33 protein-coding genes and 1 pseudogene are annotated in these 26,508 nt (G+C 70.5%); 19 read left to right on the top strand and 15 right to left on the bottom strand.

Annotated features, from left to right (window positions below; all coding sequences use genetic code 11):
* Positions 1-124: 124 nt before the first annotated feature.
* On the top strand, positions 125-967 hold the full coding sequence (locus tag HCN51_RS46615) for a lytic polysaccharide monooxygenase (protein ID WP_168018350.1): 843 nt from the start codon (positions 125-127) through the stop codon (positions 965-967).
* Between the two features lie 44 nt (positions 968-1,011).
* Here the strand turns inward: HCN51_RS46615 and HCN51_RS46610 are convergent, their stop codons facing one another.
* From HCN51_RS46610 to HCN51_RS46600, 3 genes are all read right to left on the bottom strand, one after another.
* Positions 1,012-1,653 carry a class I SAM-dependent methyltransferase gene (locus HCN51_RS46610; protein ID WP_168018349.1) on the bottom strand — a complete coding sequence of 214 codons (642 nt, stop codon included), beginning with the start codon at positions 1,651-1,653 and terminating at the stop codon, positions 1,012-1,014.
* A 33-nt stretch (positions 1,654-1,686) separates the two neighbouring features.
* A complete protein-coding gene (locus HCN51_RS46605; protein ID WP_168018348.1) occupies positions 1,687-2,286 on the bottom strand; it encodes a hypothetical protein in 600 nt (199 codons plus the stop codon).
* Positions 2,287-2,473: 187 nt separating this feature from the next.
* On the bottom strand, positions 2,474-2,908 hold the full coding sequence (locus tag HCN51_RS46600) for a CAP domain-containing protein (RefSeq protein WP_168018347.1): 435 nt from the start codon (positions 2,906-2,908) through the stop codon (positions 2,474-2,476).
* Positions 2,909-3,151: 243 nt separating this feature from the next.
* Here HCN51_RS46600 and HCN51_RS46595 point away from each other — a divergent pair, with 243 nt between their 5' ends.
* Both HCN51_RS46595 and HCN51_RS46590 read left to right on the top strand, forming a co-directional pair.
* Positions 3,152-4,204, top strand: coding sequence for an NAD-dependent epimerase/dehydratase family protein (locus HCN51_RS46595; protein ID WP_346434036.1), 1,053 nt, complete (start codon positions 3,152-3,154; stop codon positions 4,202-4,204).
* Positions 4,117-4,644, top strand: coding sequence for a DUF4291 domain-containing protein (locus HCN51_RS46590; RefSeq protein ID WP_346434041.1), 528 nt, complete (start codon positions 4,117-4,119; stop codon positions 4,642-4,644). The genes HCN51_RS46595 and HCN51_RS46590 overlap by 88 nt, the downstream gene beginning before the upstream one ends.
* Here the strand turns inward: HCN51_RS46590 and pafA are convergent.
* Positions 4,628-5,986: a Pup--protein ligase gene (pafA, locus tag HCN51_RS46585; protein ID WP_168018345.1), complete on the bottom strand. Its 1,359-nt coding sequence runs from the start codon at positions 5,984-5,986 to the stop codon at positions 4,628-4,630. The two genes, HCN51_RS46590 and pafA, sit on opposite strands and share 17 nt — an antisense overlap.
* A 168-nt stretch (positions 5,987-6,154) precedes the next feature.
* Between pafA and HCN51_RS46580 the strand changes: the two genes are divergently transcribed.
* Positions 6,155-6,571 carry a DUF6086 family protein gene (locus tag HCN51_RS46580; RefSeq protein ID WP_168018344.1) on the top strand — a complete coding sequence of 139 codons (417 nt, stop codon included), beginning with the start codon at positions 6,155-6,157 and terminating at the stop codon, positions 6,569-6,571.
* On the opposite strand, the gene HCN51_RS46575 is transcribed toward HCN51_RS46580, so the two are convergent.
* Positions 6,481-6,906 carry a MerR family transcriptional regulator gene (locus HCN51_RS46575; RefSeq protein WP_168018392.1) on the bottom strand — a complete coding sequence of 142 codons (426 nt, stop codon included), beginning with the start codon at positions 6,904-6,906 and terminating at the stop codon, positions 6,481-6,483. The two genes, HCN51_RS46580 and HCN51_RS46575, sit on opposite strands and share 91 nt — an antisense overlap.
* Positions 6,907-6,964: 58 nt before the next feature.
* Here HCN51_RS46575 and HCN51_RS46570 point away from each other — a divergent pair, with 58 nt between their 5' ends.
* The gene (locus HCN51_RS46570) at positions 6,965-8,014 is read left to right on the top strand and encodes an aldo/keto reductase (RefSeq protein WP_168018343.1); all 1,050 of its coding nucleotides are present in this window, start codon (positions 6,965-6,967) and stop codon (positions 8,012-8,014) included.
* On the opposite strand, the gene HCN51_RS60560 is transcribed toward HCN51_RS46570, so the two are convergent.
* The 3 genes from HCN51_RS60560 to HCN51_RS46560 all read right to left on the bottom strand — a co-directional run bounded on the left by HCN51_RS60560 (position 8,015) and on the right by HCN51_RS46560 (position 9,157).
* Positions 8,015-8,188 carry a hypothetical protein gene (locus HCN51_RS60560; protein ID WP_240973970.1) on the bottom strand — a complete coding sequence of 58 codons (174 nt, stop codon included), beginning with the start codon at positions 8,186-8,188 and terminating at the stop codon, positions 8,015-8,017.
* A 163-nt stretch (positions 8,189-8,351) separates the two neighbouring features.
* The gene (locus HCN51_RS60555) at positions 8,352-8,534 is read right to left on the bottom strand and encodes a beta-lactamase family protein (protein WP_240973969.1); all 183 of its coding nucleotides are present in this window, start codon (positions 8,532-8,534) and stop codon (positions 8,352-8,354) included.
* 5 nt (positions 8,535-8,539) lie between these two features.
* Complete coding sequence (locus HCN51_RS46560) at positions 8,540-9,157, bottom strand: TetR/AcrR family transcriptional regulator (RefSeq protein WP_168018342.1); 618 nt, start codon at positions 9,155-9,157, stop codon at positions 8,540-8,542.
* An 87-nt stretch (positions 9,158-9,244) separates the two neighbouring features.
* Between HCN51_RS46560 and HCN51_RS58565 the strand changes: the two genes are divergently transcribed.
* The 8 genes and pseudogenes from HCN51_RS58565 to HCN51_RS46520 all read left to right on the top strand — a co-directional run bounded on the left by HCN51_RS58565 (position 9,245) and on the right by HCN51_RS46520 (position 14,900).
* Positions 9,245-9,409 carry a hypothetical protein gene (locus tag HCN51_RS58565; RefSeq protein ID WP_206068681.1) on the top strand — a complete coding sequence of 55 codons (165 nt, stop codon included), beginning with the start codon at positions 9,245-9,247 and terminating at the stop codon, positions 9,407-9,409.
* 46 nt (positions 9,410-9,455) lie between these two features.
* Positions 9,456-9,719 (top strand): annotated as a pseudogene (locus HCN51_RS46550) (Dabb family protein); the annotation flags it as partial.
* Between the two features lie 258 nt (positions 9,720-9,977).
* Positions 9,978-10,442, top strand: coding sequence for a (2Fe-2S)-binding protein (locus tag HCN51_RS46545; RefSeq protein ID WP_346434040.1), 465 nt, complete (start codon positions 9,978-9,980; stop codon positions 10,440-10,442).
* Positions 10,439-11,422, top strand: coding sequence for an FAD binding domain-containing protein (locus tag HCN51_RS46540; RefSeq protein WP_168018341.1), 984 nt, complete (start codon positions 10,439-10,441; stop codon positions 11,420-11,422). Before HCN51_RS46545 ends, HCN51_RS46540 begins: the two co-directional genes overlap by 4 nt.
* Positions 11,419-13,608: a xanthine dehydrogenase family protein molybdopterin-binding subunit gene (locus HCN51_RS46535; RefSeq protein ID WP_168018340.1), complete on the top strand. Its 2,190-nt coding sequence runs from the start codon at positions 11,419-11,421 to the stop codon at positions 13,606-13,608. The genes HCN51_RS46540 and HCN51_RS46535 overlap by 4 nt, the downstream gene beginning before the upstream one ends.
* A gap of 48 nt (positions 13,609-13,656) precedes the next feature.
* The gene (locus HCN51_RS46530; protein ID WP_168018339.1) at positions 13,657-13,863 is read left to right on the top strand and encodes a hypothetical protein; all 207 of its coding nucleotides are present in this window, start codon (positions 13,657-13,659) and stop codon (positions 13,861-13,863) included.
* Between the two features lie 249 nt (positions 13,864-14,112).
* Positions 14,113-14,298 carry a hypothetical protein gene (locus HCN51_RS46525; protein WP_168018338.1) on the top strand — a complete coding sequence of 62 codons (186 nt, stop codon included), beginning with the start codon at positions 14,113-14,115 and terminating at the stop codon, positions 14,296-14,298.
* Entirely contained in the window at positions 14,298-14,900 is a 603-nt protein-coding gene (locus HCN51_RS46520; RefSeq protein WP_168018337.1) for a hypothetical protein, read from the top strand. Before HCN51_RS46525 ends, HCN51_RS46520 begins: the two co-directional genes overlap by 1 nt.
* Before the next feature lie 26 nt (positions 14,901-14,926).
* On the opposite strand, the gene HCN51_RS46515 is transcribed toward HCN51_RS46520, so the two are convergent.
* The 3 genes from HCN51_RS46515 to HCN51_RS46505 all read right to left on the bottom strand — a co-directional run bounded on the left by HCN51_RS46515 (position 14,927) and on the right by HCN51_RS46505 (position 17,363).
* Positions 14,927-15,835 (bottom strand): NmrA family NAD(P)-binding protein, encoded by a 909-nt coding sequence (locus HCN51_RS46515; protein WP_168018336.1) that lies wholly within the window; start codon positions 15,833-15,835, stop codon positions 14,927-14,929.
* Positions 15,836-16,088: 253 nt separating this feature from the next.
* Positions 16,089-16,565, bottom strand: a complete 477-nt coding sequence (locus HCN51_RS46510) for a MarR family winged helix-turn-helix transcriptional regulator (RefSeq protein ID WP_168018335.1) — start codon at positions 16,563-16,565, stop codon at positions 16,089-16,091.
* Positions 16,566-16,700: 135 nt separating this feature from the next.
* On the bottom strand, positions 16,701-17,363 hold the full coding sequence (locus HCN51_RS46505) for a DUF4097 family beta strand repeat-containing protein (protein ID WP_168018334.1): 663 nt from the start codon (positions 17,361-17,363) through the stop codon (positions 16,701-16,703).
* Between the two features lie 183 nt (positions 17,364-17,546).
* Between HCN51_RS46505 and HCN51_RS46500 the strand changes: the two genes are divergently transcribed.
* Together HCN51_RS46500 and HCN51_RS46495 are read left to right on the top strand one after the other, a co-directional pair.
* The gene (locus tag HCN51_RS46500) at positions 17,547-18,260 is read left to right on the top strand and encodes an SDR family NAD(P)-dependent oxidoreductase (protein WP_168018333.1); all 714 of its coding nucleotides are present in this window, start codon (positions 17,547-17,549) and stop codon (positions 18,258-18,260) included.
* Positions 18,250-18,786: a MarR family transcriptional regulator gene (locus HCN51_RS46495; RefSeq protein WP_168018332.1), complete on the top strand. Its 537-nt coding sequence runs from the start codon at positions 18,250-18,252 to the stop codon at positions 18,784-18,786. The genes HCN51_RS46500 and HCN51_RS46495 overlap by 11 nt, the downstream gene beginning before the upstream one ends.
* Before the next feature lie 137 nt (positions 18,787-18,923).
* Here the strand turns inward: HCN51_RS46495 and HCN51_RS46490 are convergent, their stop codons facing one another.
* Together HCN51_RS46490 and HCN51_RS46485 are read right to left on the bottom strand one after the other, a co-directional pair.
* Complete coding sequence (locus tag HCN51_RS46490; RefSeq protein WP_168018331.1) at positions 18,924-20,174, bottom strand: MFS transporter; 1,251 nt, start codon at positions 20,172-20,174, stop codon at positions 18,924-18,926.
* Entirely contained in the window at positions 20,171-20,908 is a 738-nt protein-coding gene (locus HCN51_RS46485; RefSeq protein WP_206068680.1) for an ArsR/SmtB family transcription factor, read from the bottom strand. Before HCN51_RS46485 ends, HCN51_RS46490 begins: the two co-directional genes overlap by 4 nt.
* Positions 20,909-21,103: 195 nt before the next feature.
* Here HCN51_RS46485 and HCN51_RS46480 point away from each other — a divergent pair, with 195 nt between their 5' ends.
* Together HCN51_RS46480 and HCN51_RS46475 are read left to right on the top strand one after the other, a co-directional pair.
* Positions 21,104-22,861 (top strand): hypothetical protein, encoded by a 1,758-nt coding sequence (locus tag HCN51_RS46480; protein WP_168018330.1) that lies wholly within the window; start codon positions 21,104-21,106, stop codon positions 22,859-22,861.
* 2 nt (positions 22,862-22,863) lie between these two features.
* Positions 22,864-23,157, top strand: coding sequence for a hypothetical protein (locus HCN51_RS46475; RefSeq protein ID WP_168018329.1), 294 nt, complete (start codon positions 22,864-22,866; stop codon positions 23,155-23,157).
* Positions 23,158-23,165: 8 nt separating this feature from the next.
* Here the strand turns inward: HCN51_RS46475 and HCN51_RS46470 are convergent, their stop codons facing one another.
* Both HCN51_RS46470 and HCN51_RS46465 read right to left on the bottom strand, forming a co-directional pair.
* Positions 23,166-23,663, bottom strand: coding sequence for a hypothetical protein (locus tag HCN51_RS46470; RefSeq protein WP_168018328.1), 498 nt, complete (start codon positions 23,661-23,663; stop codon positions 23,166-23,168).
* Between the two features lie 53 nt (positions 23,664-23,716).
* Entirely contained in the window at positions 23,717-24,337 is a 621-nt protein-coding gene (locus tag HCN51_RS46465; protein WP_168018327.1) for a TetR/AcrR family transcriptional regulator, read from the bottom strand.
* A 173-nt stretch (positions 24,338-24,510) separates the two neighbouring features.
* On the opposite strand from HCN51_RS46465, the gene HCN51_RS46460 reads away from it, so the two are divergent.
* Positions 24,511-25,071 carry a DUF308 domain-containing protein gene (locus HCN51_RS46460; protein WP_168018326.1) on the top strand — a complete coding sequence of 187 codons (561 nt, stop codon included), beginning with the start codon at positions 24,511-24,513 and terminating at the stop codon, positions 25,069-25,071.
* Between the two features lies 1 nt (position 25,072).
* Positions 25,073-26,508 (top strand): dihydrolipoyl dehydrogenase family protein (locus HCN51_RS46455; RefSeq protein ID WP_168018325.1); only part of this gene is annotated, 1,436 nt, incomplete at its 3' end.

Here is a 26,508-nt window from a genome sequence, read left to right as displayed (position 1 = left end):
ATTCTCTTGCGAAAGGGAGTGTCGAGTGCGACGAAGCCTGATCCCACCGGCCGCCGCACTGCTGTCTCCCCTGCCGACCGCCTTCTCCTCCGCACCAGCTCCTTCCACCCCCAGGAGTACGCCCATGCGCAAGAGCACGATCGCCGCGACGGTGGCGGCGTCCGGACTGCTGGCCCTGCTGCCCGCCTCCGCGGCCAACGCCCACGGCACCATGTCCAACCCGCCCAGCCGCGTCTACGTCTGCAAGAACGAGGGCCCGGAGACGCCGCAGTCCGCCGCCTGCAAGGCCGCCGTCGCCGCCGGCGGCACCCAGGCGTTCTACGACTGGAACGAGGTCTCCCTCCTCGAAGCGGGCGGCCGGCACCGCGAGCTCATCCCTGACGGCAAGCTCTGCAGTGCGGGACGCGAGAAGTACCGCGGCCTCGACCTGCAACGCGCCGACTGGCCCGCGACCAAGGTGAGCCCCGGCGCGTTCACGCTCACCTACCACGCCACCGCGCCGCACGCCAACAGCAACTTCGAGTTCTACATCACCCGCGAGGGCTGGAACCCCACCATGCCCCTCAAGTGGTCCGACCTGGTGCCCATCAAGACCTTCAACGGCCAGAACCCGACGACGTTCACCAACTGGACCATCAACCTGCCGCAGCGCACCGGCCGCCACATCCTCTACTCGATCTGGCAGCGGGTGGTCGGCAGCAACGAGGCGTTCTACACCTGCTCGGACGTGGACTTCGGCGGCGGCACCCCCTCGACCCCCACCCCGACGCCGACCCCGACCACCACCCCCACTCCCACCCCGAACCCGACCGCCACCCAGCCCGGCGGCACGTGGAGCGCCGGCACGGCCTACCGGGCGGGGGACAGGGTGACGTACAACGGCCTCACCTACGAGTGCACCCAGGCCCACACGGCACTCGCCGGCTGGGAGCCCCCGAACGTCCCCGCCCTGTGGAAACGCGCCTGACGTAGCGGTGATCAGCGGACCACCCGCTGATCACCACCTCGTACCTAGAGCCGGCGCATCAGCAAATGCCCACGGCGGAACCGCTCATCCTCCAGCGGCTCCCGCAACATCCGCCCCACCTCGACGAACTCCTCCTTGCCCGCCAGCTCCGCCAGCTCGTCGATCGGCCACCGGTACGCCGTCGTCACCTTGTGGTCGAACGCCACCACCGGCCCGCCCTCGGCCTCGAAGAACCCCAGCAGCAGGTGACCCCCCGGAGCCAGCACCCGGCGGAACTCGGCGAAGTACGCGGGCAGCTCCGCCGGCGGAAGGTGAATGATCGAGTACCAGGAGATCAGCCCGCCCAGCTCCCCGTCCGCCACGTCGAGAGCCCCCATCGAGCCGAGCTCGAACCGCAGGTCAGGGTAGTCCCTGCGGGCGATGTCGAGCAGCGCGGGAGACAGGTCGACGCCGTACGCGTCCAGCCCGAGGTCACGCAGGTGCGCCGTCATGTACCCCGGCCCGCACCCGGCCTCGACGACCCGCCGGCGCCCGCTCTCCCGCACGAGCTCCGCGAACGCGGCGACCATCGCCCGGTCCAGCGGCAGGCGGCCGAGGGAGTCGCGGGCAAGGTCGGCGTAGAGGTCGGCGACGGCGTCGTAGGCGTCCGCCGTCGCGGTCAGGTAGGTGGAGGAGGAGTCAGCCATGGCGGACGACTGTAGCCCATCGCCCGGCCGCCCTCATCCCGGAGCGTTGTGCAGATCCACGATCCGGTTGATCTGGCTGGGCGTACGGATCTCAACAGCCTGTGGCGGAATCCGCAGGTCCTGCAACACCTGCGCGGAAGGCGGCCAGGCAGAGCGCCGGCCATAACGGTGCGCCGCCGCGCTGTCCATGTGCCACACGCTCACCCGCAGCGAGAACGACTCGGTCAGCCACAACTCATAGTTGTCAAGATCCCCGGCCAGATGGGTGATGTAGCGAGGCAGCACGGTCTGAGCGACCGCCTCGGCCGAGTCCGCCACGGTGACACCCTCGCACTGGTCACTCGGCGCCCGGTGCCAGCCTTTGGCGTACTGATCGGTGTACTCGATGAGATAAGCGAACCGCTCCGTGCTTGCGTGAGCGTCCGGCACATCGAGCTGCTCGACCGCCCGCGCCGACAGCTTCGCCCACTCGGCGAGCTCGGTGTAGAGCGACAGCAACTGCCGGGCCCGGGGAGCGTTGTCGTCGTGGGCTGCGGTCTCGTCCATCGGCGGCATGTTGAGCAGCGCCGCCACCTGATGGAGCCGACAGGGAGGGACCAGGCGGTTCCAAGCGTCGAGGAGATCGTTTGTCACGGCCCTCAGTGTGGAGCGTCGCCAAACGACCGGTCAGGAAAAGCCTAAAAGATCTTCCGAATTTCCAGACAGACCTTTCCGTCGAAACCAGGACGCTTCAGAATAACGAGAACATTGCCTGCGAGCACTTCTTCGGCCGGATCACTCAACGGGCGCCTTGAGCGCCACCACATGGGCCTTCTTCAGCTCACTTGCCCGCGAAGTACTGAGTCCAGTGGATCACGCCATTGGCGTCCTCGACCGCGCCCACCCCGATGAAGGTCAGCCTGCAGTTCATGATGTTGACCTTGGTCCCGGGGGTGTCCATCCACGACCGCACGACCTTGGCCGGGGTGGGGTGGCCCCTGGCGATGTTCTCCGCGAAGCCGGTGCCGCCGGTGAATCCGGCCTCCTCGATGCGGTCCCTGAACGATCGGCCGTCGGGGGAGGTGCTGGAGAAGTAGTTGTGCTCCGCCATGTCGGCCGAGTGCCCGCGGGCGGCCTTGTGGAGCTGCGGGTGGTGCTTGACCGGCCGGCATCCCTTCTTCGTCGCCCGCCGTGCGTTGACGAGCCGCACCACCATGTTCTCCTGCGCCGTCCCGACCTTGGCCGCGGCCGACGTGACGGCCTGCGCAGCGCTCATGGGCGCGCCGACCGTGGCGAGGAGAGTGGCCGCGGCTAATAACCCAAGGGGACGACGCAAGGGAAATTCCTCCAGTCGCGGTAAATGCATGACGGCTTCGCATTCTGTCGTGATCCATTCCTGTCTGCCAACCAGGGAGTGGCGCTCCGAGGATGAGCGCTCTTCCACCGCCCGGTCCGGAATCGCAGCAGAGTGGGCCGAAGCGGGGGATCACCCCACGGATGCGTCACTAGGAGTCTTCTCATGCGTGTCTTCCTCACTGGCGGAAGCGGTTTCGTCGGTCAGCACCTGATCCGCAAACTGCGAGCCGAGGGGCACACCGTGCTCGCCCTGGCCCGCTCCGTCGCCAGCGCGCGAAAGGTGACCGACGCCGGAGCGCAGCCGCTGCGCGGCGACCTGGCCGAGCTGGCCGGGCCCGGCACCCCGATCTGGCTGGACCGCCTGAACGACGTCGACGCCGTCGTGCACGCCGCGGCCCGCATGGAGTTCTGGGGCGACGACGCGGGCTTCGTGGCCGACAACCACGTCCCCACCGTCGCCCTGCACGAGGCCGCGCTGAAGGCCGGAGTGTCCAGGTTCGTGCTCATCAGCGCCGCCGGCGTGTCCACCGGCACCCAGCGCGCCGCCGTGGTCGACGAGAGCACCGACGACGGCACCCCGCTCATCGCCTACTGCCGGGTCAAGCTGGCCACCGAGAACGCGTTGCGCGCCGCCCCGTCGCCGGGGATGACGCTGGTGATCCTGCGCCCGCCGTTCATCTGGGGCGCCGGGATGACCACCCTCGCCGAGACGGCCGAGACCGCCGGCAAGGGGCGGTGGGTGTGGATCGACGGCGGCCGGCACATCATGGACTTCGTGCACGTCGGCAACCTCGCCGACGCCGTCGCGCTGTCCCTCACGCACGGCCGCCACGGCGTGCCGTACTACGTCACCGACGGCACCCCCATGCCGGTCCGCGCCTTCTTCACCGCCCTGCTGGCCACCCAGGGCGCCGACGTCAGCGCCGCCCGCGGCATCCCGCGGGCCGTCGTCGCGCCCATCGCGGCCCTGCTGGACGGCGCCGCCCGCCTGCTCCGCCGCCCCAGCCCGCCGCCAGTGCGGGCTGACCGCGCGGGAAAACGGCTCGCGCGGCCGAGGGGACGGATGGCAGGGTGCGACCCATGGCACCCCGCTACCAGATCCGCGCCGACCACGACGTCGGCACGATCGTGGTCTACCAGGCGTACTCGCCGGCCATCGCCGACGCGGCGCTGCGAGCGGGCCGCTTCGTCGCGCCGTTCTCGTTCCACCGGATGACGTGGATCAAGCCGTCGTTCCTGTGGCTGATGCACCGCAGCAACTGGGCCCGCAAGCCGGGCCAGGAACGCGTTCTCGCGGTGCGGATGACGCGCGAGGGCTGGGAGGAGGCGCTGTCGCAGGCCGTCCTCACGACGGCGGACCCGGCGGCGGTGGCGGGAGCGGCCGTGCACGTCCAGTGGGATCCCGAACGCTCGCCGCGCGGGGCGGCGCTCAACCACTACAGCATCCAGGTCGGCATCGGCCGCCGGCTGATCCGCACGTTCGCCGACGACTGGATCGTCGGCCTCACGGACCTCACCCCGCAGGTCCGCAAGGCCGCCACCCTGATCCAGACCGGCCAGGCCGCACGGGCCCAGCGGCTGATCCCCACGGAGCGCCCTTACCCGCTGCCCCGGGCGCTGGAGGACCGCCTCTGCCCGGTCACATGCTCGCGATGAGTTTGTCCACCCGCTCGTCCACGCTGCGGAACGGGTCCTTGCACAGCACGGTCCGCTGCGCCTGGTCGTTGAGCTTGAGGTGCACCCAGTCGACGGTGAAGTCGCGCCGCTTCTCCTGCGCCTTGCGGATGAACTCGCCGCGCAGCCGCGCCCGCGTGGTCTGCGGCGGCACCGACTTCGCCTCGAAGATCTTCACGTCGGACGCCACCCGCTCCACCGAGCCGCGCTTCTGCAGCAGGTAGTACAGCCCGCGCTTGCGGTGCACGTCGTGGTAGGCGAGGTCGAGCTGCGCCACCCGGGGCGAGGACAGCGGCAGGTCGTACTTCTTCCGATACCGCTCGATGAGCTGATATTTCGTGACCCAGTCAATCTCCCGGGACACCAGGTCCAGATTGCCGGTCTCCACGGCCCGCAGCGTGCGCTCCCACAGCTCCAGCACCCTGTGCGCGACGGCGTCGCCACCCCGCCGGTCCACGAAGTCCTTCGCCTTGCCCAGGTACTCCTGCTGGATGTCGAGCGCGGACGCCTCCCGCCCGTTCGCCAGCCGCACCCGCCGCCGCCCGGTCATGTCGTGCGAGACCTCGCGGATCGCCCGGATCGGGTTCTCCAGGCTCAGGTCGCGCAGCACGATCCCGGCCTCCACCATGCGCAGCACCAGGTCGGTGGCGCCGACCTTGAGCAACATGGTGGTCTCGCTCATGTTCGAGTCGCCGACGATGACGTGCAGGCGCCGGAACCGCTCGGCGTCACCGTGCGGCTCGTCACGGGTGTTGATGATCGGACGCGACCGCGTGGTCGCGCTGGAGACGCCCTCCCAGATGTGCTCGGCCCGCTGCGACACGCAGTAGACCGCTCCGCGCGGGGTCTGCAGCACCTTCCCGGCGCCGCAGATGATCTGCCGGGTGACCAGGAACGGGATCAGCACATCGGCCAGCTGCCCGAACTCCCCATGTCGCCCGACGCAGTAGTTCTCGTGGCAGCCGTAGGAGTTGCCGGCCGAGTCGGTGTTGTTCTTGAACAGGTAGATGTCACCCGCGATGCCCTCTTCGCGCAGCCGCTTCTCGGCGTCGACGAGCAGCCCCTCCACGATCCGCTCGCCGGCCTTGTCGTGGGTGACCAGCTCCACGACGTTGTCACACTCGGGGGTGGCGTACTCGGGATGGCTGCCCACGTCCAGATAGAGGCGGGCGCCGTTAGGTAGGAACACGTTGCTCGATCGACCCCACGACACGACCCGCCGGAACAGGTAGCGCGCGACCTCGTCAGGGGACAGCCTGCGTTGACCCCGGAAGGTGCATGTGACGCCGTACTCGTTCTCCAGGCCGAAGATGCGTCGGTCCACCACCTCACCCTACTCTCCCCATCGACGCCATGGTCGGAAGGGAGCCGGCGCACTCGGATGGGTTCGCGCGGCGTTGCCGCCACCGTGTGCGCATCGTGGCCTCCACGCCGCACGTCACGGACCCGGCCGCGGTGGAAGGCCGGGATGCCGTCGCGGAAGGATGACACGGTGAGCCAGTACTACCAGGTAGGTGAGCACGTCCTGTGGAACCCTTCGAACGGGGTCTCCGCGCTGTTCCTGCGCACCGCCCAGGCACTCGCGCCGGAGACGGGCCTGCCGACGGGGCTCGGGCCGATGGAGAGCGACGAATGCCAGATCGACCTGCCGGCTTTCACCGCGTTCGTGGGCGCGCTGGTCGATCGCTACGAACGTGCGAACCATCCGATCCTGCACGCCCTCATGGAGGGCTTCATCGCCACGGCGCTGGTGCTCGTCCAGCGCGGCGAGGAGGTGCGGGATGTGCAGACTCCAAAGGACGGGCGATGGGGGGGAGCTCACGGCGCGGCACGCCCGGGCGATGCCCCGGTGAACGCAGGCCGCGCGCACTCCGTGACGTCGTCCCGCAGGCCCAGCCGCCCCTCGTAAAGGGCCACCTTGTGGGTGATCAGCTTGAGGCATTCGTCGAGCTCGTGCATCTGGGCGAGCACCCGTTCCCGATGCTCGCGCAACACCGCCAGCCGCTCCGCCTCATTGCCCTGCCCGGCCCGCACCAGCTCGGTGTAGCGCCGGATGTCGGTCAGCGGCATGCCGGAGGCCCGCAGCCGCATGCACACACCCAGCCAGTCGACGTCGTCCTCGGTGTAGACCCGATGACCTGCGCTTCCCCGCCGTACCGGCTGGGCCAGCAGCCCCTCCCGCTCGTAGAAGCGGAGCGTGTGGACGCTGAGCCCGGTGCGCTCGGCGACCTGGCCGATGCTCATCCCCGACATGCCGCCCAGTTTGACTTAGAGCCGACTCTAGAATCTACGGTTCCGAAGTATGAGATATCGCATCCTGGGTGGCACCGGTATCGAGGTCAGCGCGTACTGCCTCGGCACGATGATGTTCGGCGCGGCCGGCAACCCCGACCACGACGACAGCATCCGGATCATCCACGCCGCCCTCGACCAGGGCATCAACTTCGTCGACACCGCCGACATGTACTCGGCGGGCGAGTCCGAGGAGATCGTCGGCAAGGCGCTGCGCGGCCGGCGGGACGACGTGGTGCTCGCGACCAAGGTGCACTTCCCGATGGGGGAGGGGCCCAACCGGGGCGGCAACTCGCGGCGCTGGATCGTCCGGGAGGTGGAGTCGAGCCTGAAGCGGCTGGGCACCGACTGGATCGACCTCTACCAGATCCACCGCCCCGACCACCGGACCGACATCGAGGAGACCCTCGCCACGCTGACCGATCTGGTGCGGCAGGGCAAGATCCGCGCGTTCGGCAGCTCGGCCTTCCCCGCGCACGAGACGGTCGAGGCGTACCACGTGGCGCGGCAGCGCGGCCTGTACCGCTTCCGCACCGAGCAGCCGCCGTACAACATCCTGGCCCGCGGCATCGAGGGCGACGTGCTCCCCACCGCGCAGCGGCTCGGCATGGGCGTGCTCACCTACAGCCCGCTGGGCTGGGGCTTCCTGACCGGACGCTACCGCAAGGGACAGCAGATCGACCTGTCCCACGCCCGCGCCGCGCGGGCCCCCGAGCGCTTCGACCCGTCCATCCCCGTCAACGCCGCCAAGCTCGACGTCGTCGAGGAGCTGGTGAAACTGGCGGACGAGCTCGGCCGCACCCTGCCGGAGCTGGCCATCGCCTTCGCCGCGTCACACCCGGCGGTCACCTCGGTCATCCTCGGCCCGCGCACGATGGAGCAGCTGGAGGGCCTGCTGAAGGGGGCGTCGCTGGTGCTCGACGACGCCGTGCTCGACCGGATCGACGAGCTCGTCCCGCCCGGCACCAACGTCTACCACCCCGTCGGCCTGTGGAGCCCCGCCCCGCTGACCGACCCGGCCCTGCGCCGCCGCCCCCTCGGCGACCGCGCCGCGACCTAATCAGAAGTACTGCGAGGTCAGGTCGGTGGTCGGCCAAGACGACACGGTCACCTTGTTCATGTCGGCGTCGATCCCGTCGAAGTCGAGCGCACCGCTCTCCTTGCGCTGGTTGAACAGCAGGGCGTAGCCGAACCCGTTCCGCAGCCGCGCGAGGTAGGTGAACGTGCCGGACATCGAGCCGCTGTGCCAGGTGTTGAGGTGCCCGGTGGCCTACCGGCACCACCAGCCGCCCGAGATGCTGCATGAGACGGAGCACCGTCACCTGCTCCATCCGCGCGTCGGCCGGGGTGAGGCCGAGCAACTGCGTGACCTTGGCCGACAGGCTCAGCTCGCCGTCCTACGCGAGGCGCATGACGGCGGCCGTGGTGATGCTCTTGCTCAGGCTCGCTACCCGGAACAGGGACGTCGACGTCGGGACTACTGGCAGCCTGGAACGGTCGTCGTAGGTGTAGCCGCGGGCCAGCACGATCTTGCCGTTCTTCATGATCGCCAGCGCGGCTCGGATCTCATGGGGATCCATCCGCTTCAGGGGCGGTCCGCCGCCCTCTGGGGCGCCGAGCCGTGGAGCGCCTGGTCGACCAGGCGCTCGGCGAGCGATTCGTCGAAGGGGACTCTCAGCACGAGCAGCCGGTGGTAGCAGGCTCCCCACAGCTGATCCACGATGATGTCGAGGTCGGCGTCCTTCCGCAGCTGCCCCTGCTGGACGGCGAGGCGCAGGCGTTGCCGGGCGAGTTCGCGCCGGGGGAGGGCGTAACTCTCCGACCAGGCCCGGGCGAGGTCCGCGTCCATCTGCGCGGCGCCGAGGAGTTCGCTGACGGGCCTTTCCGCGCCCTCCTCCTTCAGCCAGCGCACGAACGCCGTGAGCTGGGTGATCAGGTCGGCACGCACGTCACCGGTGTCGGGGAACTCCAGCACCCGCAGGCTGTGGGCGAAGTACGCCTCCGCCGCGAGCACGCCGGGCGAGGGCCACCACTTGTAGAGGGTGGTCTTGCTCGATCCCGCCTCCATCGCGACCCGGTCGAACGTGACCGCCTGCATGCCGTCCTGCAGCAGGATGCGCCCGGCCGCGGCGAGCACCGCGGCGCGCACCTCCGCGGCCGGCCGGCGGCCCCGGCCGCGCCGGACCGCAGTCTCCTCGGACATCCGCACCTCTTTTTATGGACGATTTGTTCATTTCAATGATACCGTCATATGTGGACGAGTTGTTCATATCCTATCGGCGGCTCTGACATGGCGAACAACGCCGTGGCGCCCGGTCCCGCAGGGGAGCCGCCTGCGGCGACGTCACGGACGGTGCCCGCGAGCGCGTGGGACGAGATCAACGTCCTGCGTGCGGGCGCCGGCTACGGCTGGCCGGACACCGAGGGGACGACCGGATCCTCCGGGCCGAGGTGAACGAGAGCTGACACCTGAAGTTCCCCTGACGAAGGGAGAGGGCGCGATGATCTATCACGGCATCCGGTTCGCCTTCCAACCGGACACGACACCGCGACAGCGGAGGGAGGCTCTCGAGAGCCTGCGTGAGCAGGGCGAGGCCATCCCGTCGGTGAGATCCTTCGCCGTCGCCCGTGACCACGGCGGCGAGTACGAGTGGGGCGCCATCTTCGTGGTCGAAGACCTGGACGGCTACCGCGAGTTCCTGACACACCCCGCGCACCGCCTCGCCGACGAGACCGCACTGCCGCTGGTCGAGGACATCGTCTCGTTCGACCTGACCGACGACCCCGACCCGGAGACGGGCGCGAGGATCACCGAACTGCGGCGACGACTCGCGCAGGCCCCGGTGGAGCACGATCCGCCGGCTGACAGGCCGGTGCACACCCGGCGTACGGTGCTCAAGGCCATCGCGGTGACAGCGGCGGGAACGGCCGCCGCCGCCGGCACGGGCGTCGCCGCTCCCGCGGCCGCGGCCTCCCGGCCCGCCGGCGCCGCCCAGGCGTACGCCGTCGCCCCGGGGGCGTCGGTGGAGGTCGCCCTGACCGTCAACGGGCAGGCGCGCAAGGTCGTCCTGGAGCCGAGGGTGACGCTGCTGGACGCGTTACGCGAGCGGCTGGGCCTGACCGGCACCAAGAAGGGCTGCGACCGGGGTGAGTGCGGGGCGTGCACGGTGCTGGTCGACGGCGAGCGGGTCAAGTCGTGCCTGACGCTGGCGGTGATGCGGCAGGGGGCCGAGGTCACCACGGTGGAGGGGCTGGCGCGGGGCGAAGAGTTGCACCCGGTGCAGGAGGCGTTCATCCGGCACGACGCCTTCCAGTGCGGAGCGTGCACTCCCGGGCAGATCATGTCCGCCGTGGCCTGCATCAACGAGGGGCACACGGGCTCCGAGGCGGAGATCCGCGAGTGGATGAGCGGGAACCTGTGCCGGTGCGCGGCGTACCAGAACATCGTCGCCGCCGTCGCCGACGCCGCGAAGGAGGTACGGCGATGAGAACCTTCGGCTACACGGTCGCGGGCAGCCCGGCCGAGGCGGTACGGATCGCCGCGAGCACGTCCGCGCCGGCCTACGTGGCGGGCGGCACCGACCTGCTCAACCTGATGCGCGACGGCGCGCAGGCCCACGACCATCTCGTGGACGTCAACCACCTCGGCCTCGACGAGGTCGCCTTCGATTCCAGGAGGCTGCGCGTCGGCGCGGGGGCCAGGATGCGGCAGGTCGCCGAGCACCCCAGGGTGCGGCGGGAGTTCCCCATGCTGTCGGAGGCCCTGCTGGCCTCGGCGTCCCCGCAGGTCCGCAACATGGCCTCGATCGGCGGCAACCTGTTGCAGCGTACGAGGTGCGGGTACTTCCGCGACCCGGCCGCACCGTGCAACAAGCGCACGCCGGGCAGCGGCTGCCCCGCGATCGCCGGGCACAACCGTGCACACGCGATCCTGGGCGGCGGCGACCACTGCATCGCCACGCACCCCTCGGACCTGGCGGTGGCGCTGACCGCGCTGGACGCCACCGTGCACCTGCTCGGCCCCGGCGGCGAGCGCGCCGTCCCCATCGCCGGCTTCTACCTGCTTCCCGGGGCCACCCCGGACAAGGAGACCGTGCTGCGCCCGGGCGAGCTGATCACGCGGGTGGACGTGCCGCGTACCGCCCTGGCCGGGCAGTCGCGCTACCTGAAGCTGCGCGACCGGGCCACCTTCGAGTTCGCGGTGGTGTCGGTGGCGGCGGCGCTGCGCACCAGCGGGCGCGTGGTGCGGGACGTACGGCTGGCGTTCGGCGGCGTCGGCACCCTCCCGTGGCGGGACACCCGCGTCGAGGCCGCGCTGCGGGGCCGGCCGCTGACCGTACAGGCGATCGCCGAGGCGGGCCGGCTCCTCGTCCGGGACGCCGAACCGCGCGAAGGCAACACGTTCAAGGTCGAACTCGTTCAGCGGGCGCTGACGAGCATCCTCAGCGAGCTGGGAGGGCTTCGATGAGCGGGCTGGTGGGGCAGGGCGTGGCACGGGTGGACGGCCGGGCGAAGGTCACCGGCGCCGCCCGGTACGCCGCGGACCAGGAGGTGCCCGGCGCGCTGCACGGGTTCCTGGTGATGAGCACGATCGCGCGTGGCGAGGTCGTGGAGATCGACACCAGGGCGGCGCTGGCGCATCCCGGCGTGGTCGCGGTCTACACCCACGCCGACATGCCGCGGCTGAGGGTGCCGGACTTTCCGTACAACCGGCCGTACATCCCCATGCAGGACGCGCGGGTGCACCACAGCGGGCAGCCGGTCGCCTACGTCGTGGCCCAGACCCTGGAGCAGGCGCAGGAGGCGGCGAACCTGGTGAAGGTGCGCTACCGGGCGCAGGCTCCGGTCGCGCGGATGGCGGACGTGCTCGACGAGGCGTTCCTGCCGGACAGGTTCCGCGGCAGGGCCAACGAGGACGGCCGCGGCGACGCCGCCGCCGCGCTCGCACAGGCCGAGGTGCGCGTCGAGGCGACGTACAGCAGCCCGATGCAGCACCACAACCCGATCGAGCCGCACACCACCACCGCCGTGTGGGCGGGCGACGGCACGCTGACCCTGTACGAGAGCACCCAGGGCGTGGTCTTCACCCGCAACATGGTGACGCAGGCGTTCGCCGACGATCCTCCCAAGGACGTCCGCGTCATCTCGCCCTACCTGGGCGGCGGTTTCGGCGCCAAGGGCCCCACCTACCCGCACACGCTGCTCACCGCGGCGGTGGCCCGCCTGGCCGGCCGTCCGGTGAAGCTGGTGCTGTCGCGCGCGCAGATGTTCACCTCCAACGGCCACCGCGCCGAGTACCGCCACCACCTCCGGCTCGGCGCCACCCGCGAGGGTCGCCTGACCGCGATCGCCGACACCTCCACGGCGCAGGTGACCCGCCTGGACGGCCGCATCTACAACAGCAGCGACTCCACGCTCCAGCTGTACGCCTGCCCGAACGTGCACGTGCGGCAGCTCGGCGTGCGGCTGGACCTGCCCACGTCGAGCTACATGCGCTCGCCGGAGACGACCGCGCACTTCGGCCTCGAGACCGCCATGGACGAGCTGAGCCACGAGCTCGGCATCGACCCGGTGGAGCTGCGGATCCGCAACCACACCGACGTCGTCCAGCAGACCTGGGCCGGCGGGGAGCCCGAGCGGCCCTACGGCGGCAAGCACCTGCTGGAGTGCTACCGGGCCGCCGCCGAGGAGTTCGGCTGGGCGCGGCGCAACCCCAGGCCGGGCACGACCAGGGACGGCGACGAGTACGTCGGCTGGGGCATGGCCACCGAGACCCACACCTACGGCCACATCGACTCCGAGGTCCGCCTCACGATCGGCCCCGACGGGCGGGCGACCGTACGGACGGCCAGCCAGGAGATCGGCACCGGCACCTACACCGTGCTCAGCCAGGTCGCGGCCGACGCGCTGGGCATGCCGCTCGGCCACGTCACGACGCTGCTCGGCGACACCACCTACCCCGCCGCGTCCATCTCGGCGGGGTCGTCCACGATGCCCAGCGTGGTGGGCCCGGTGTCGGAGGCGGCGAAGAGCGCGCGGGCCGCCGTGATCGCGCTGGCCGTCGCCGACCCGCGCTCCCCGCTGCACGGCGTGCCCGCCGCGGAGGTCGCGGCCGAGGACGGCCGCCTGCTCGCCTCCGGCGACCGCGGCGACACCTATCGCGACGTCATGGCCCGCCACGGCCAGGAGGTCACGGTCACCGGACGCAAGCCCAACACGCGAGGTCACTCGTTCGGCGCGGTGTTCGTGGAGGTACGCATCCAGCCGAGGCTGGGCAGGCTCCGCGTGACCCGCGTGGTGACCGCGCACGACCTGGGCCGCGTGCTCAACCGCCGCACCGCGCGCGGGCAGGTCATCGGCGGCGTGACCTGGGGCGTCGGCTTCGCGCTGATGGAGCACACGATGGTGGACCCGGTCACGGCGCGCGTCGTCAACCCCAACCTGTCCACCTACCTGGTGCCGGTGTGCGCCGACACGCCGTCGGTGACGGCCTTGTTCGTGGACGAGCCGGACCCGGACAGCCAGGCGCTCGGAGCGCGGGGCTTCGGCGAGACACCGGGCACCGGCGTGCCCGCGGCCATCGGCAACGCGATCCACCACGCCATCGGCCGCCGCCTCCGGGACGTCCCCTTCACCCAGGACAAGCTGCTCTGACGCCTGCGGGCGGGCCAGGCCGCGAGCAGCCCGTACGAGTTCAGGGTCATGAACGCTGATGATCTCGATCGGCGGCGGAGCCTGTACGAAGGGGTGACGCCGAGCATCGTGGACCTCTTGACCGAGCACGGGCACCTCGACACGGGTGTGGCGACCGCCCGCTCGGGTGAGTGGTTCTGCGCCGCAGGCGCGGTGAAGGAACCGGCCGCCAGACGGGACTGGGAGATCTTGGCGCCGTACGCCGAGACCGGCTGAGGGAGAAGGCGGGGCGCATCGATGAGGCGATCACCGTGCTCACGGAGTCCGGCCGCAGTGGTTCGCACCTGCCGTTTCCTTATCCAGCAGGCTCACCTGGGCGAGCACGGCGGACATCGCCGTATGGGCGCGGTTCCACGCCGAAACGGCAACCGGGTCCAGGATCGGCGGCGAAGCGTCAGCATCACTGATGAGCCGGTGTTACGGGGTCCCTGGAGAGGACAGGACCCCGTGAGGGGCTGCGGTGGCATGTCAGCGAGCGGCGTCGAGGGCTTCGATGATCTTGCCGGCCATGTCGGTCATGGTGGGGCTGGGCTGGTTGCGGGTGGCGGCGTCGAGGGCGACGGTGATGGTGCGGCGGAAGTTGCCGGCCTCGGCGGGATCCTGCTGCTGGACTCGACAGGCGAGGAAGAGGGCGGCCGGGCGCCGTCGTGATGTCGGGAGCGGTCGGCGTCCTGGAGGATCTGGGTGAGCTGGCGGCGCCCGCCGCGGACGCCCTGGCGGAGGCTCTGGCCGCCACGGACCGGCGCGTGGCCGACCAGAAGCGGCTGGAGGACGCGGAGCTGCCGTGGGTGATCGAATGGCCTGGCGACCAGCCGACGGTGAGCCCTGCGTTGCAGGCGCTGAGCGGCACGGGGGACGACCGAGCGCTGCCGATGCTGGCCTGGGCGCTGGAACGCGAGCGCATGCCCAGGAACGTTGCCCAGCCCGTGGCCAGTTTCGGGCCACGGGCCGCGCCCCTGCTGCCTCTGCTGCGCCGCCGCCTGCACGACTTGCCGGCCGATGAGCCCCACGATCACCGTCACGAGAGCATCTCCTGGGCGCTGTCCGGGATCGGGCCGGCGGCGGCCGAGGCACTGCCCGACCTGCTCGGCCAGCCGGTCACCGAGGGTTTGCTGGCGGCGTTCGCGGCGATCGGGCCCGAGGCCGCCGCGTGCGCGCCGATCCTGAGGGAGGCCACGGCCTCGCCCCAGCGAAGCCTGGCCATCCGGGCAGCCTCCCCGTCACGGAGCTCGGGTCGCCGCCGGACCGGCTGATCAAGGATCAGGCCCCAGAGGGCGGACTAGTGCGCGGGTGCGGTGGCGCGGACGAAGTCGGTCATCGACACGGGCGTGACGTCCGGGTACCTGTCGTTGTCCAGGCGATCGAACTTGGCCTTGCCAGTCACCATGCACCACTGGTACTGCAGCGCCACATAGTCGAACGGGTTCTGCGCCACCGCCGCCTGACGGCTGATCTCCGCGCGCAGGTCGTCGGCGGTGCCGAGGTGCCGCAGCTCCAGGGTACGGCCGGAGCCGCGCTGGACCGCGTCGTGGAACTGGCGCATCGACATGACCTCGCCGGCGAACCGCAGCGTGCCGGTGGCGGCCGGGTCGAGGGCGACGGAGGCGGTGTAGGCGGCGGTGTCGGCCACCGAGGTGAGGTCGAGCGGCTGGTCGGGGTCTCCCCAGTGGGACAGGGTGCCCCGCTCCCAGTCGATGAGCCCCATGAAGCCGGTCATCACCTCGTAGAAGGCCCCGTTGAGCACGGAGATCACGTCAAGAGGGCTGCCGGCGCGGGCGGCGGCGGCCTGGCGGCGCCAGTCGATCATGAAGTTGTCGCCGTCGTCCAGTTTGGTCAGGTCGAAGGCGAAGTCGGAGGGGATGAACCGCTGGGCGCCGGCCTTCTCCGCGGCGCGCAGGAGGTTGGCCTGGCCGTCCACGATGACGTCGGGGCCGCCCTGGACGGCCGAGATCACGGTCGTGGCGTCACCGATGGCCTCCGCCAGCCGTTCGGCCGGGTCGGTGATGTCACCCTCGACCAGCTCCAAGCGGTCGGATCCCAGAGCGGTCAGGGAACGCCTCTTCTCCTCGCCGGCTCCAGGGCGCACCAGGGCCCGAACGGGGGCGCCCCGGTCGAGAAGGGCCTGCACGATCTGGCCGCCGAGCAGTCCGGTGGCACCGGCTACAAAGATCTTGGGGAAAGCGGACATGGCGAAGTGGACTCCTTGCCAGAAATCAATAGGTATGTGCACTGAAGCGCCCGTGAGGGGCACGTCGAGATGCCGGCGAGCATGGTCTTGCCGACGGTGCGGCGTGCGCGTCAGGCGCATGCCGACGGTGCGGTGTGCGTGTCACGTGTATGCCGACGGTGCGGCGCTCCTCGACAGCGGCATGCGCGTCAGGCGCCCGCTCCGGCGGGAAACGCCGGTCGATCGCCGGTGCGGGCCAGCTCCAGAACCTCTGTCAGCGCGCCTTTTTGATCGCGTCGCTGAGTGCGGCCAGGCTCACGGCCAGTTGCTCGACGTCGGCCGCCTCCCAGCCGGACAGCAGAGCGGCGACGGCGGCCGCGCGCGCCTTCCAGAGCTTGCTGATGGCGAGCTTGCCGGCCCGGGTGACGCTCACCAGCTGTGCCCGGGCATCGTCGGGATCGGGCCGGCGTGCGATGAAGCCGCGTGCCTCCAGGCGTTTGGCGGAGGGTGACAGGGTGGATTTGTCCACCTCCATCAGCTCCGCCAGGACCGACAGCCGCACCGGCGCGTGCAGCGACACCGGGGCCAGCAACGTGTAGTCGCCCAAGGACAGCTCCAGCCCGGAGGACGCCATGATCTTGCGCCGCGTGGCCGGGGAGAACATCCAGTTCCCCACCGTGGCCAGCGCCGCCGCCACTCCGTCGACGGCCTCCTGAGCCGGGCCGTCCCTGCCGGCCGACACGTGCTCCATCCTCACACCGTTCCCGAAAAGGTTGGTTGGACAAAACCAACTATGCCCGATGAGGAGACCACATGCAAGTGCATACACCTTCGAGGCCGGCGCGCGGGGCGCCCGGCACCTCGTCGGACAGGAGCCACTGAGAGGTCAGAGGCTGCGGGCGGTGATGTCGCCGTTGGACGTGGTGGCGTGGATGTCCAGCTCGACGGTGCCGCTGTTCTTCAGCGCGTTGGTGACGCGGCCGTGGGTGGTGCCGGCGTCGAGGGAGGCCGAGACGCCCGCGGCGGCGGTGACGGAGATGTCGCCGGACTGCGTGGCGAGCACGAGCGTGCCGCGTACGGCCTCGGCGATCTGGATGTCGCCCCGTGCGGTGGTGATGTGGGCGGGGCCGGTCAGGCGGCCGACCTCGACGTCACCGTCAGTCGCGGTGAGGCGCAGGCCGGCGAGCTCGTCGAGCTCGATCCGGCGGTAGGCGCCCTCGAAGGCGACGTTGCCGAGGCGACCCACGGTGCGCAGCTCGGAGCCGGCCGTCCTGGCCTCGACGTGGGAGCCGGCGGGCAGCTCGACCGTCACCGCGACGGATCCGGTGGAGCCGAGGTACTGGTTCCTGATCGCGGTCTCGACGCGCAGGACGCCGTCGGCGTACTCGACCGAGGTCTGCTCGGCGGCCTTGACGTCGCGGGCCTTCGCGGGGTTGGCGGGCTGGATCTGGACGGTGGTGCCGGTCCGGTCGGTGGCGACGAACTCGACGCGCCCGGCGGGGATGTGCAGGACGGCGGTGATCGGGGCGGGGGTGGTGAAGGTGGGCATGATGAGGTCCTTTTTCGTGATGTGGGCTGGTCCAGCGCGGTGGCTGGACCGTTCATGTGCCTCACGATCGCCGGTCGCCCTGATACCGGGCCGTCGCCGTCCTGACACCGCCGCTGACACGCGGCCCGCTGCGAAGACCGGGTAAGCTGACTTTAGACCTAAACTCAAAGGAGGAGGATCCGCATGACGCGCACCATCGTGGTCACCGGCGGCGGCACCGGCATCGGCAAGGCCGTCGCCGCCCGCTTCGCCGCCGACGGCGACCGCACCGTCATCATCGGCCGCCGCGCCGACGTCCTCGACCAGGCGGCCAAGGAGATCGGCGCCGCCGCGCTCGCCGCCGACCTGAGCGATCCGGGCCAGGTCGAGCGGGTACGCGCGGAGCTGGCCGAGCGGTTCGGCACCATCGACGTCCTGGTCAACAACGCCGGCGGCAACGTCGCGGGCCAGGGCGACGTCGCCGAGCAGTGGACGGCCAACTTCCGCGCGAACGTCCTGACCTCGGTCCTGCCGACCGAGGCGCTGCGCGACCTGCTCAACCCCCAAGGCCGAGTCGTGTTCATCAGCTCGATCGCGGCCCTGCGCGGCTCCGGCGGCAGCTCGTACGGGCCGATGAAAGCCGCTTTGCACCCTTACGCGTTCGACCTGGCGGCCGCCCTCGGCCCTCGCGGCATCACCGTGAACGTCGTCGCCCCCGGCTACATCGAGGACACCGAGTTCTTCGGCGACACCCTGACCGGCGAGCGCCGCGCCGCGCTCCTCGCCCAGACGCACACCGGCCGCGCGGGCACGCCGCAGGACATCGCCGAAACCGTCCACTGGCTCGCCTCACCCGGCGGCGCCCACGTCACCGCCCAGATCATCCAGGTCAACGGCGGCGCAGAACGTGGCCGCTGACGACCTTCCCCGCGACGGCGCCGACGCCATCCAGGACGCCTGGCGGCGCGAACTGCCGGGCGTCCCCGTCGAGTCGATCGGCGTCATCACCCGCATCTGGTGGGCCGCCAAGGCCTTCGGCGACGAACGCCGCCGCCTGCTGAACCGCCTCGGTGTGGACGTCGCGACCCTCGACCTGCTGTCCACGCTGCGGCGGAGCGGCCCGCCGTACCGGATGAGCCCGGGCGAGCTGGCCGAGGCGTGCATGGTCACGCGCGGCGCCATCACCCAGCGCGTGGAACGCGCGGCCAACGCCGGCCTCGTCGAGCGCGCCACCTCCGGAACGGGCTACCACGCCCGCGCCGTCACCCTCACCGGCGCGGGCCACGCGCTGCTCGACCGCGTCGTCGCCGGCCTGCTCACCGCCGAGGACCGGCTCATCGGCCACCTCACCCCCGAGCGCCGCGACCAGCTCGCCGACCTGCTGCGCGACCTGCTCGCCGGCCTCGACGTCCCGCCCCCGTCCGGCCAGGTCGGCGACGCGTAGGGGAGACGGTCGTCACGCGGAAACCATGTTGGGGAGACGGTCGTCACGTGGAGGCCGCGTTGGGGAGACGGTCGTCACGTGGAGGCCGCGTTGGGGAGACGGTCGTCACGTGGAGGCCGCGTTGGGGGAGACGGCCGTCACGTGGCAGCGGTCTGCACGGCTTGCGGGCGCGCGTCGAGCAGCGCGGCCTCGACGCGGCGGTTGCTGGTCATGGTCGCGGTGACGGCCGTCATGGCGAGCAGGAGGCCGGCGGCGGCGTACAGCGGAGTGCGCAGGTCGTAGGCGGTGGCCAGCCAGCCGCCGAGGAACGCGCCGAACGGGGCCGCGCACATCGCGAGCATGCGGGACGTGGACGCGACCCGGCCCATCAGGTGAGCAGGGACGATGGCCTGCCGGAGCGAGGGCCCGAGCACCATCGTGGCGCCCATGCCCGCCCCGCAGACGGCGAGCGCGAGCCCGGCCACGTACGCGTTCGGGGCGGCGGCGAGCCCGAGGATGGCCAGGCCCTCGATGGTCGCGGTGCAGGTCAGCGCCGTGCCCGTGCCCAGACGCCGGCCGAGGAAGGACGCGATGCCCGCGCCGAGCAGGCCGCCGGTGGCCTCGGCGGTGAGGAGCAGGCCGAAGCCCAGGGCGCCGACGCCGAGACGTTCGTGGGCGAACAGGGCCAGAACGGTCTCCACGGCGAGAAAGGCGATGTTCCCGACGGCCGGACGGAGTGCGAGCCCGAGCAGCAGCCGGTCCTTGAAGACGTAGGAGGCCCCGGCCCGCGCCTGCCGCAGCAGCGACTCGCGGGCTTGGGCGGCCGGGCGCGGCACGGCGGGCAGCGACCGTACGAGCAGCGCGGACAACGCGAACGACACCGCGTCGGCCAGCAGCGGCACCGACCGTCCGAGCGCGAGCAACGCACTGCCCGCGGGCGGCCCGGCGAACCCGGACGTCGCGGTCTGGGCGCCGCGCAGGCGCGCGTTGGCGCGTTCGAGCAGCGCGGGGTCGCGCCGGAGCAGATCCGGCAGGTACGCCGTGGCCGCCGTGTCGAAGAACAGCCCGCCGAGGGCGAGCAGGAACGCGGTGCCCGCCAGCAGCGGGATGCTCAGCACGTCGAACGCCGCCGCCGCGGCCGGGACGATGAGCAGCACCGCCCGCGCGGCATCCGTGACCCACATCGTGCGCCGACGATCCCAGCGGTCCACCAGCGCACCGCCGAGCACCCCGAACAACAGCCAGGGCAGCGTGCCGGCGGCCGTGACGACGGCCAGCGCCATCGGATCCCTGGTCAACGCCACCGCCAGGAGCGGCAGCGCGGCATGCGTCACGCCGTCACCGAGCGAGGACACCGTCTGCGCCGTCCAAAGCCGCCCGAACCCGACCGGCAACTTCACCGAGGTCATTCGCCGCCCTCCTCGACCTGCGCACCCGGCTCCTCGACCTGCGCACCCGGCTCCTCGACCTGCGCGCCCGACTCCTCGCTTCGCGGGCCGGGATCCTCGCCGCGGGGGCCGGGATCCTCGCTTTGGGGGCCGGGATCCTCGCTTTGGGGGCTCGAATCCGGCCGGAACAACGCGAAGACCAGCGACACGTCCGGAAGCGACGAATCCGACAACGCCCGGTACTCGTCCACGAGCGCGTGCAGCCGCGCCCCCAGCTCCGCGAACTGCTCCTCGGTGAGTCGCAGATGCGCCATCCGCACGTGCCGTTCGCCGTCCGCCGGCGCCGCCTCCAGGTCCGCCACCGCATTGCGCAGGAGTATGTCCGGCTGCCCCGGCCCCGGATCCGGCAGCTCGATCGACCGCGCGGCCATCGCGTAGTACCGCTCGGTGACCCCTCTCACCTTCCGCGTCGCCACCACCTTCACCAGACCGGCCCGCTCGAGCAGCCGCACGTGATAGCTGGAGCTCCCCTTCGCCAGGCCCATCCGCTGCGCGATCTGCGTGATCGTCGCCGGCTCGAAGCGCAGCATGGCCATGATCCGGTGACGGGTGAGGTTGGAGACGGCGCGCAGCTGCTCGTCGGTGGTGACGTGAAACGTCTCGGGGAGATCGTCGGAAGACATGCCTGCAATGGTCAACGATTCTTGACCATTGCGCAAGGGGTTGGACGCATGAAGATCCCCACGCTGGTCCATGACTACGAACCGTGAGCGACCGAAGCTTGGGAGGGCCGCAAGGGGCAGGCCACCGACACCGCCCTGAACCACCCCGGCATCTGGCTTCGGGGCATTTCCCCTGCTTGTTGCAGTCCGATTCTTTATAGGGATGGGTCGGCGACCGATCGGTGTGCTTGACGCCTGCGTTGTGGCCGCATCCTCCGGGGAGGGGGCATGGGGGAGTTCGTCGGCATCGATCCCCGTGGGGCGGATCAGCTGATCCGCCAGATGGAAATGGGCAAGGACATCCTTGGGCGTACCCGGCACGGCCTCGAAACGGCCATCGCGGAGGCCGGCGTCTCGTGGACCGGCACGCAGGGGGTCAGTGCCATGCACCGGTCCTGGGCGTTCTTCAACGACACCCAGCGGGACCTCAAATGGCGAATCGACACCCTCAAACAAATGGTTCCCGCTGCTGGAGACGGCTTGCTCAGCGGGGTGTTCACGTTCGACAACGAAGCGGCGGCCGCCCGCCAGGGGAAAGCCGACGCGGCGCCGATCACTGAGGCACTCAAGCAGTACGAGATCGAGGACTCGCCGGAAAACTGGCGCAAGGTGGCCGCCGCCGTGGCGGCGACCAAACAGAAATTGACCGACCCTGCCTACGCTGCCGCATTGCTGTCGGCTCTCGGGCCGGACAGGTTCCGCGCGTTGTTCATGCAGTGGATGAAGAATAAAGGCCCGGCGATGGACAAGGGAGTGCCACCCGGCGCCCTGAAGGAGGGGAAAGAGGCTCTTGGTCCGCTGGCCGAGGTGTACGCCAACGCTGAACGCGCGGGCAGACTCGGTAAGGAGTGGGGCGAGGAGTTCATCAGGACGACTCAGCCCGGCGTGCTGACGGCGCTGGTCGCGATGTCCAAGCCATCGGCCAGGCTCCTCAATCAGGTGGCGCTTCGCGTACTCGGCCGGCCACTGGCCGCGGATCTTCCGACGAGCCAGAACTGGAATCTGAACGCGCTGATGGACGCGTACGACGCTGATCCGCAGGCGTTGCAGACACTGCTGGCCGAGAACAAGGACGCCGCGGGCTGGCTGTTGCATCCCCAGCGTGCCCGGCAGAGCGGCATTCCCAACTTCGAGAAGAAGATGGCCGGCGTTCTGGACAAGGCATTGCGGCCCGGCGCGGGAGTGGACAGCGTGCGCGAGCGGGCGTGGTTCAACATCATTCGCGGCATGGGGGCCGAGGACAGCCCGTGGATCGGAGGCTCGTGGGGCACACTCAAGGACTCGCCGATCAGCGAGATCCTCGCCAAGAACGTCACGCCCTACCTCGACCAACTCGCCCGTGGACAGTCGAAGCGTGACTCGCCGAGTCTGAAAGGGTTGTACCCCTGGTCGCCCTGGGACGGCCTCGAGCCTGAGGCCGCGTCCCGTTTCATCGGCGGGCTCATGCAGGACAAAGATGCGGCGCAGACCTTGATGAAGGCGGCGCAGGATTACCGGCTGGGCATGGACATCGGCCGGTTCAGGCCGTTCGGGGACGACGCCACACAGCACGAGTACACCTCCCGTATGGCACTCGCCGCAGGTGCGGCCAATTTGCTGCTGGCGGGCTCGACCTATGCGGAATGGACCGATGACGAATACGCGGACTGGCTCGCTGGAGTCGCGCTGATCCCCGTCTCCTGGCTGTCCAACAAGTACTGGCCCATCGAAGACGCGACGGCGGCCACCGGACGGGACGTCGCGCTGGATGAGGCCAAGGACGGCCTCAAAGAAATGATCACGGACTATTTCGACAAGAAGACCCCCGCCATGGCCGCAGACATCGCGGACACACTCGTGAGGCAACTGGCCGAGTGGGTGAACAGCTCCCTGGACGAACACGGACAGAAACCGCTGACCGAAGACCAGCGCGACGAGGTGGAGAAGGCGATCCGTGGCCGACTCTACGACGCCATGAAAAATGCCCTGGAGAGGAGAGGAGGCTGAGCATGACCATTCCCAGTCAAGGCCAACTGCTCCGGCAGGCTGCTGAGAAGGAGCAGCTCGCCACCACCCTCATCCGGTACGCCGGGCAGTTGGCAGAGGTGTATGCCGGCGCGCTCACCAGGCCGCAAGGAGTCGACGCGTTCTGGAAAGGACCGGCCGCGGGCCGTTTCAGCTCGCAAACCGTGCAACTGGCACGGGAGATCGACCTCCTGCGAGAGAACTGCATCTCGACCGCTGACCATCTCCGCAAGCAGGCCCAGGCCGCAAGTGCCGAAGCGGCTCAGATGCCTGCCTAGACCAGCGGTCAGCCGGCGCGTTCGTAGCAGCTGGTCTTGCCGACGATCCTGATGTGCGGCTTCTGCCCGTTACGTACGGCAATCATGAAAGTGATGCCGGTCTGCGGGTTCCGCAGGACGGCCACGCCGAGATTCTCGTCGTGCAGATCGAGATCATCCACCACCCTGCTGTAGCCGCGCACTTGCAGCCAACTGGCCATCAATCCGGCCGCGTTCCCTGGTGAGTGCTTGTACGGCGGCCCGTTGAGATCGCCCTGCGCCCGGAAGAAGCGCTGGACCTGGCCCTTCAAGCACCCCGCGTCGCTTTCCCGGTCCGCTCTTTCGGTCGCGGTGGCGGATCCGGTCGCGGCCAGCTCCCTTGAAGCGATCAGTTTGTCGCCGTCCGTGATCAGCTGCTTGGACACCTCGTCCAGCGAGGGTATGTCGGCGTCCCCTGAGCAGCCCGTCAGCACCATGAGTGAGACGAGCATCGCGGAGGTCGACAACTTGCGGGCACCCTGGCGCACGCCCCGGACACTACCTAAGCCCTCCTATGGCGTACACCTCGTATGCGTGCGTGCTATACGTCGGCCCTCGGGCCTGGTCGCCCTGAGTGGTCGCTAGTGGCATGAAGCTGCAAGAGTCTCTCGACTCCGTGCAGGAAGGTCTCGCTGATCAGCGCCGGATCGAACAGGCACCCGGCGGCCATGGCCCCGTCGCGCAGCATCACGAAGTGACGAGCGGCGGGCTCGGCGCCGCTCTCCCGGATTTCGGCCAGCAGCCCCGTGATGGTTTCCAGGAACCATTCCCGGTGGGCGAGCACGGCCTTACGTGCCGGCGATTCAGGATCGGGATATTCTGCGGCGGCGTTGAGGAAGGCGCACCCCCGGAAGCCGGGGGACTGGATGGCCTGGGCGATGCCCTTGCTGAGGGCGAGGACGGTGTCGGCGGCCGGTAGCCCGGCGGCGATGGCCTCCTCGGCTGGGCTCCGCATGGCGCGGTCGACGCCGCTCAGGTAGGCGAGGACGAGGTCTTCCTTGCCGGCGAAGTGCCGGTACAGGGTGGCGCGCGTCACCTGCGCCTCGGCGACGATGCGATCGATGCCGACGGCACGGATGCCCTCCCCGTAGAAGAGCCGGGTGGCCGTGTCGAGCAGCCGGGACCGCGCTTCCGACGGCCGCCCTGCGGATGCGTTGCGCATGCGACCACCCTAGTAGGTAGAACGTTCGGTCTTGACAATCCGCGCCTCAGGCAACAAGCTTCGAGAGGTAGAACGTTCGGTCTCGTCCGGAAACCGCCGGCGACCAGAACCGTCTAAAAGCGCCGACGTGGGACGTGACCGGCGCGCGCCACCCACCCTCTGAAAGGATCGTCATGAGCTCCATCGCTGCTTCCTCCGGCATCTCCGGAACCGCACTCACGCTGCGGCGGCTGTACTTCGTCCGGTTCGCGTTCGCCATCGTCTGGGCCCTCGTGATGTTCACGACGGCCGCGAACCTGGGCCCGCTCGCGATCACCCTGCTCGTGCTCTACCCGCTGTTCGACGTGGCCGCCGCCGTCATCGACGCCCGCGCCTCGCGCACCACCGGCTCACCTGCCCTCCTGTACGTGAACGTCGCGGTCAGCCTGATCACGGCCATCGGCGTGGCCATCGCCTGCACGTCCGGGATCCCGGCGGTGCTGCGCGTGTGGGGTGCGTGGGCGATCGTGGCCGGGGCGGTCCAGCTGATCGTGGCCGTCACCCGACGCAAGATGGGCGGCCAGTGGCCGATGATCATCAGCGGCGCCATCTCCGTGCTCGCCGGGGCGTCCTTCATCCTCGGCGCCGCCGCCCCGAACCCGACCCTGATGAACGCGGCCGGCTACGCCATCCCCGGCGGCATCTTCTTCCTCATCTCGGCCATCCGCCTCGGCCGCGCCGCGAAGGGCAACTGACATGGACGGCACCATCTACGACGTCGTGGTCATCGGCGCCGGCCCGGTCGGGGAGAACGTCGCCGACCGGGTGGTGCGAGGCGGATTGAGTGCCGCGATCGTCGAGCGTGAGCTCGTCGGCGGGGAGTGCTCCTACTGGGCGTGCATGCCGACCAAGGCGTTGCTGCGCAGCGCGGCGGCGTTGCGGGCGGTGCGCCAGGTGCCCGGCGCACGGGAGGCGGTGACGGGTGATCTCGACGTGGCCGCGGTGCTGGGCCGCCGCGATTCGTTCGCCTCGCACTGGAAGGACGACGGCCAGGTCGCCTGGCTCGACTCGGCCGGGATCGCCCTGCATCGTGGCCAGGGCCGGATCGTGTCCGCGAACGAGGTCGAGGTGACCGGCGACGACGGCGCTCGGGTGACGTTGACGGCCCGGCACGCGGTGGTCGTCGCGACCGGCAGCAGCGCGCTGCTGCCCGACATTCCCGGCTTGCGCGACGCCGCCCCGTGGACGAGCCGGGAGGCGGCCGCCGCGAGCGCGGCCCCCCGCCGCCTCGCGATCATCGGCGGCGGCGTGGTGGCGTCGGAGATGGCCACCGCCTTCGCCGCCCTCGGCTCCTCGGTGACGCTGCTGGCCCGCGACGGTGTCCTGCCGCAGGCCGAACCGTTCGCCGGCGAGCGGGTCACCGAGTCGCTGCGGGAGTCCGGAGTCTCGGTACGCTCCGGCGCGACCGCCGCATCGGCCCACCGCGACCAGTCCGGAACGGTGCACATCACGACGACCGACGGCGACCGGATCGAGGCCGACGAGGTGCTGGTCGCGATCGGCCGGACACCGAACACCCACGACCTCGGCCTCGACGCCCTCGGCCTGACGCCGGGCACCTGGCTCACGGTGGACGACACGCTGCGCGTAGTGGGGGAGGACGGGACGCCGATCGGCGACGGACGGCTGTACGCCGCGGGCGACGTCAACCGGCGCGTGCTGCTCACCCACCAGGGCAAATACCAGGCCCGCGCGGTCGGCGACGTCATCGTGGCACGAGCGAAGGACGAACCGGTCGAGGACGGCCGCTGGGGCCGCCACGTGGCGACGGCCGACGAACGCGCGGTCCCTCAGGTGATCTTCACCGACCCGGAGATCGCCTCGGTGGGCCTGACCGCGGCCGCCGCCGAAGCCGCCGGGATACGCACCCGCGTGATCGACTACGACCTGGCCGCCGTCGCCGGAGCCGCCCTGCACGCCGACGGCTACCAGGGCCACGCCCGCATGGTCGTCGACGAGGACCGGAAAGTGATCGTCGGCTTCACCCTCGCCGGCCCGGACGTCGCGGAGCTGCTGCACGCCGCGACGATCGCGATCGTCGGCGAGGTCCCGCTGGACCGGCTGTGGCACGCGGTCCCGCCGTACCCCACGGTCAGCGAGGTGTGGCTACGGCTGCTGGAGACGTACGGCCG

The organism is Nonomuraea composti (assembly GCF_012034275.1).
Classification (GTDB): Bacteria; Actinomycetota; Actinomycetes; order Streptosporangiales; family Streptosporangiaceae; genus Nonomuraea; species Nonomuraea composti.
Note: the sequence above shows the minus strand (reverse complement) of the source record. Positions and strands in the feature narration are given on the sequence as shown.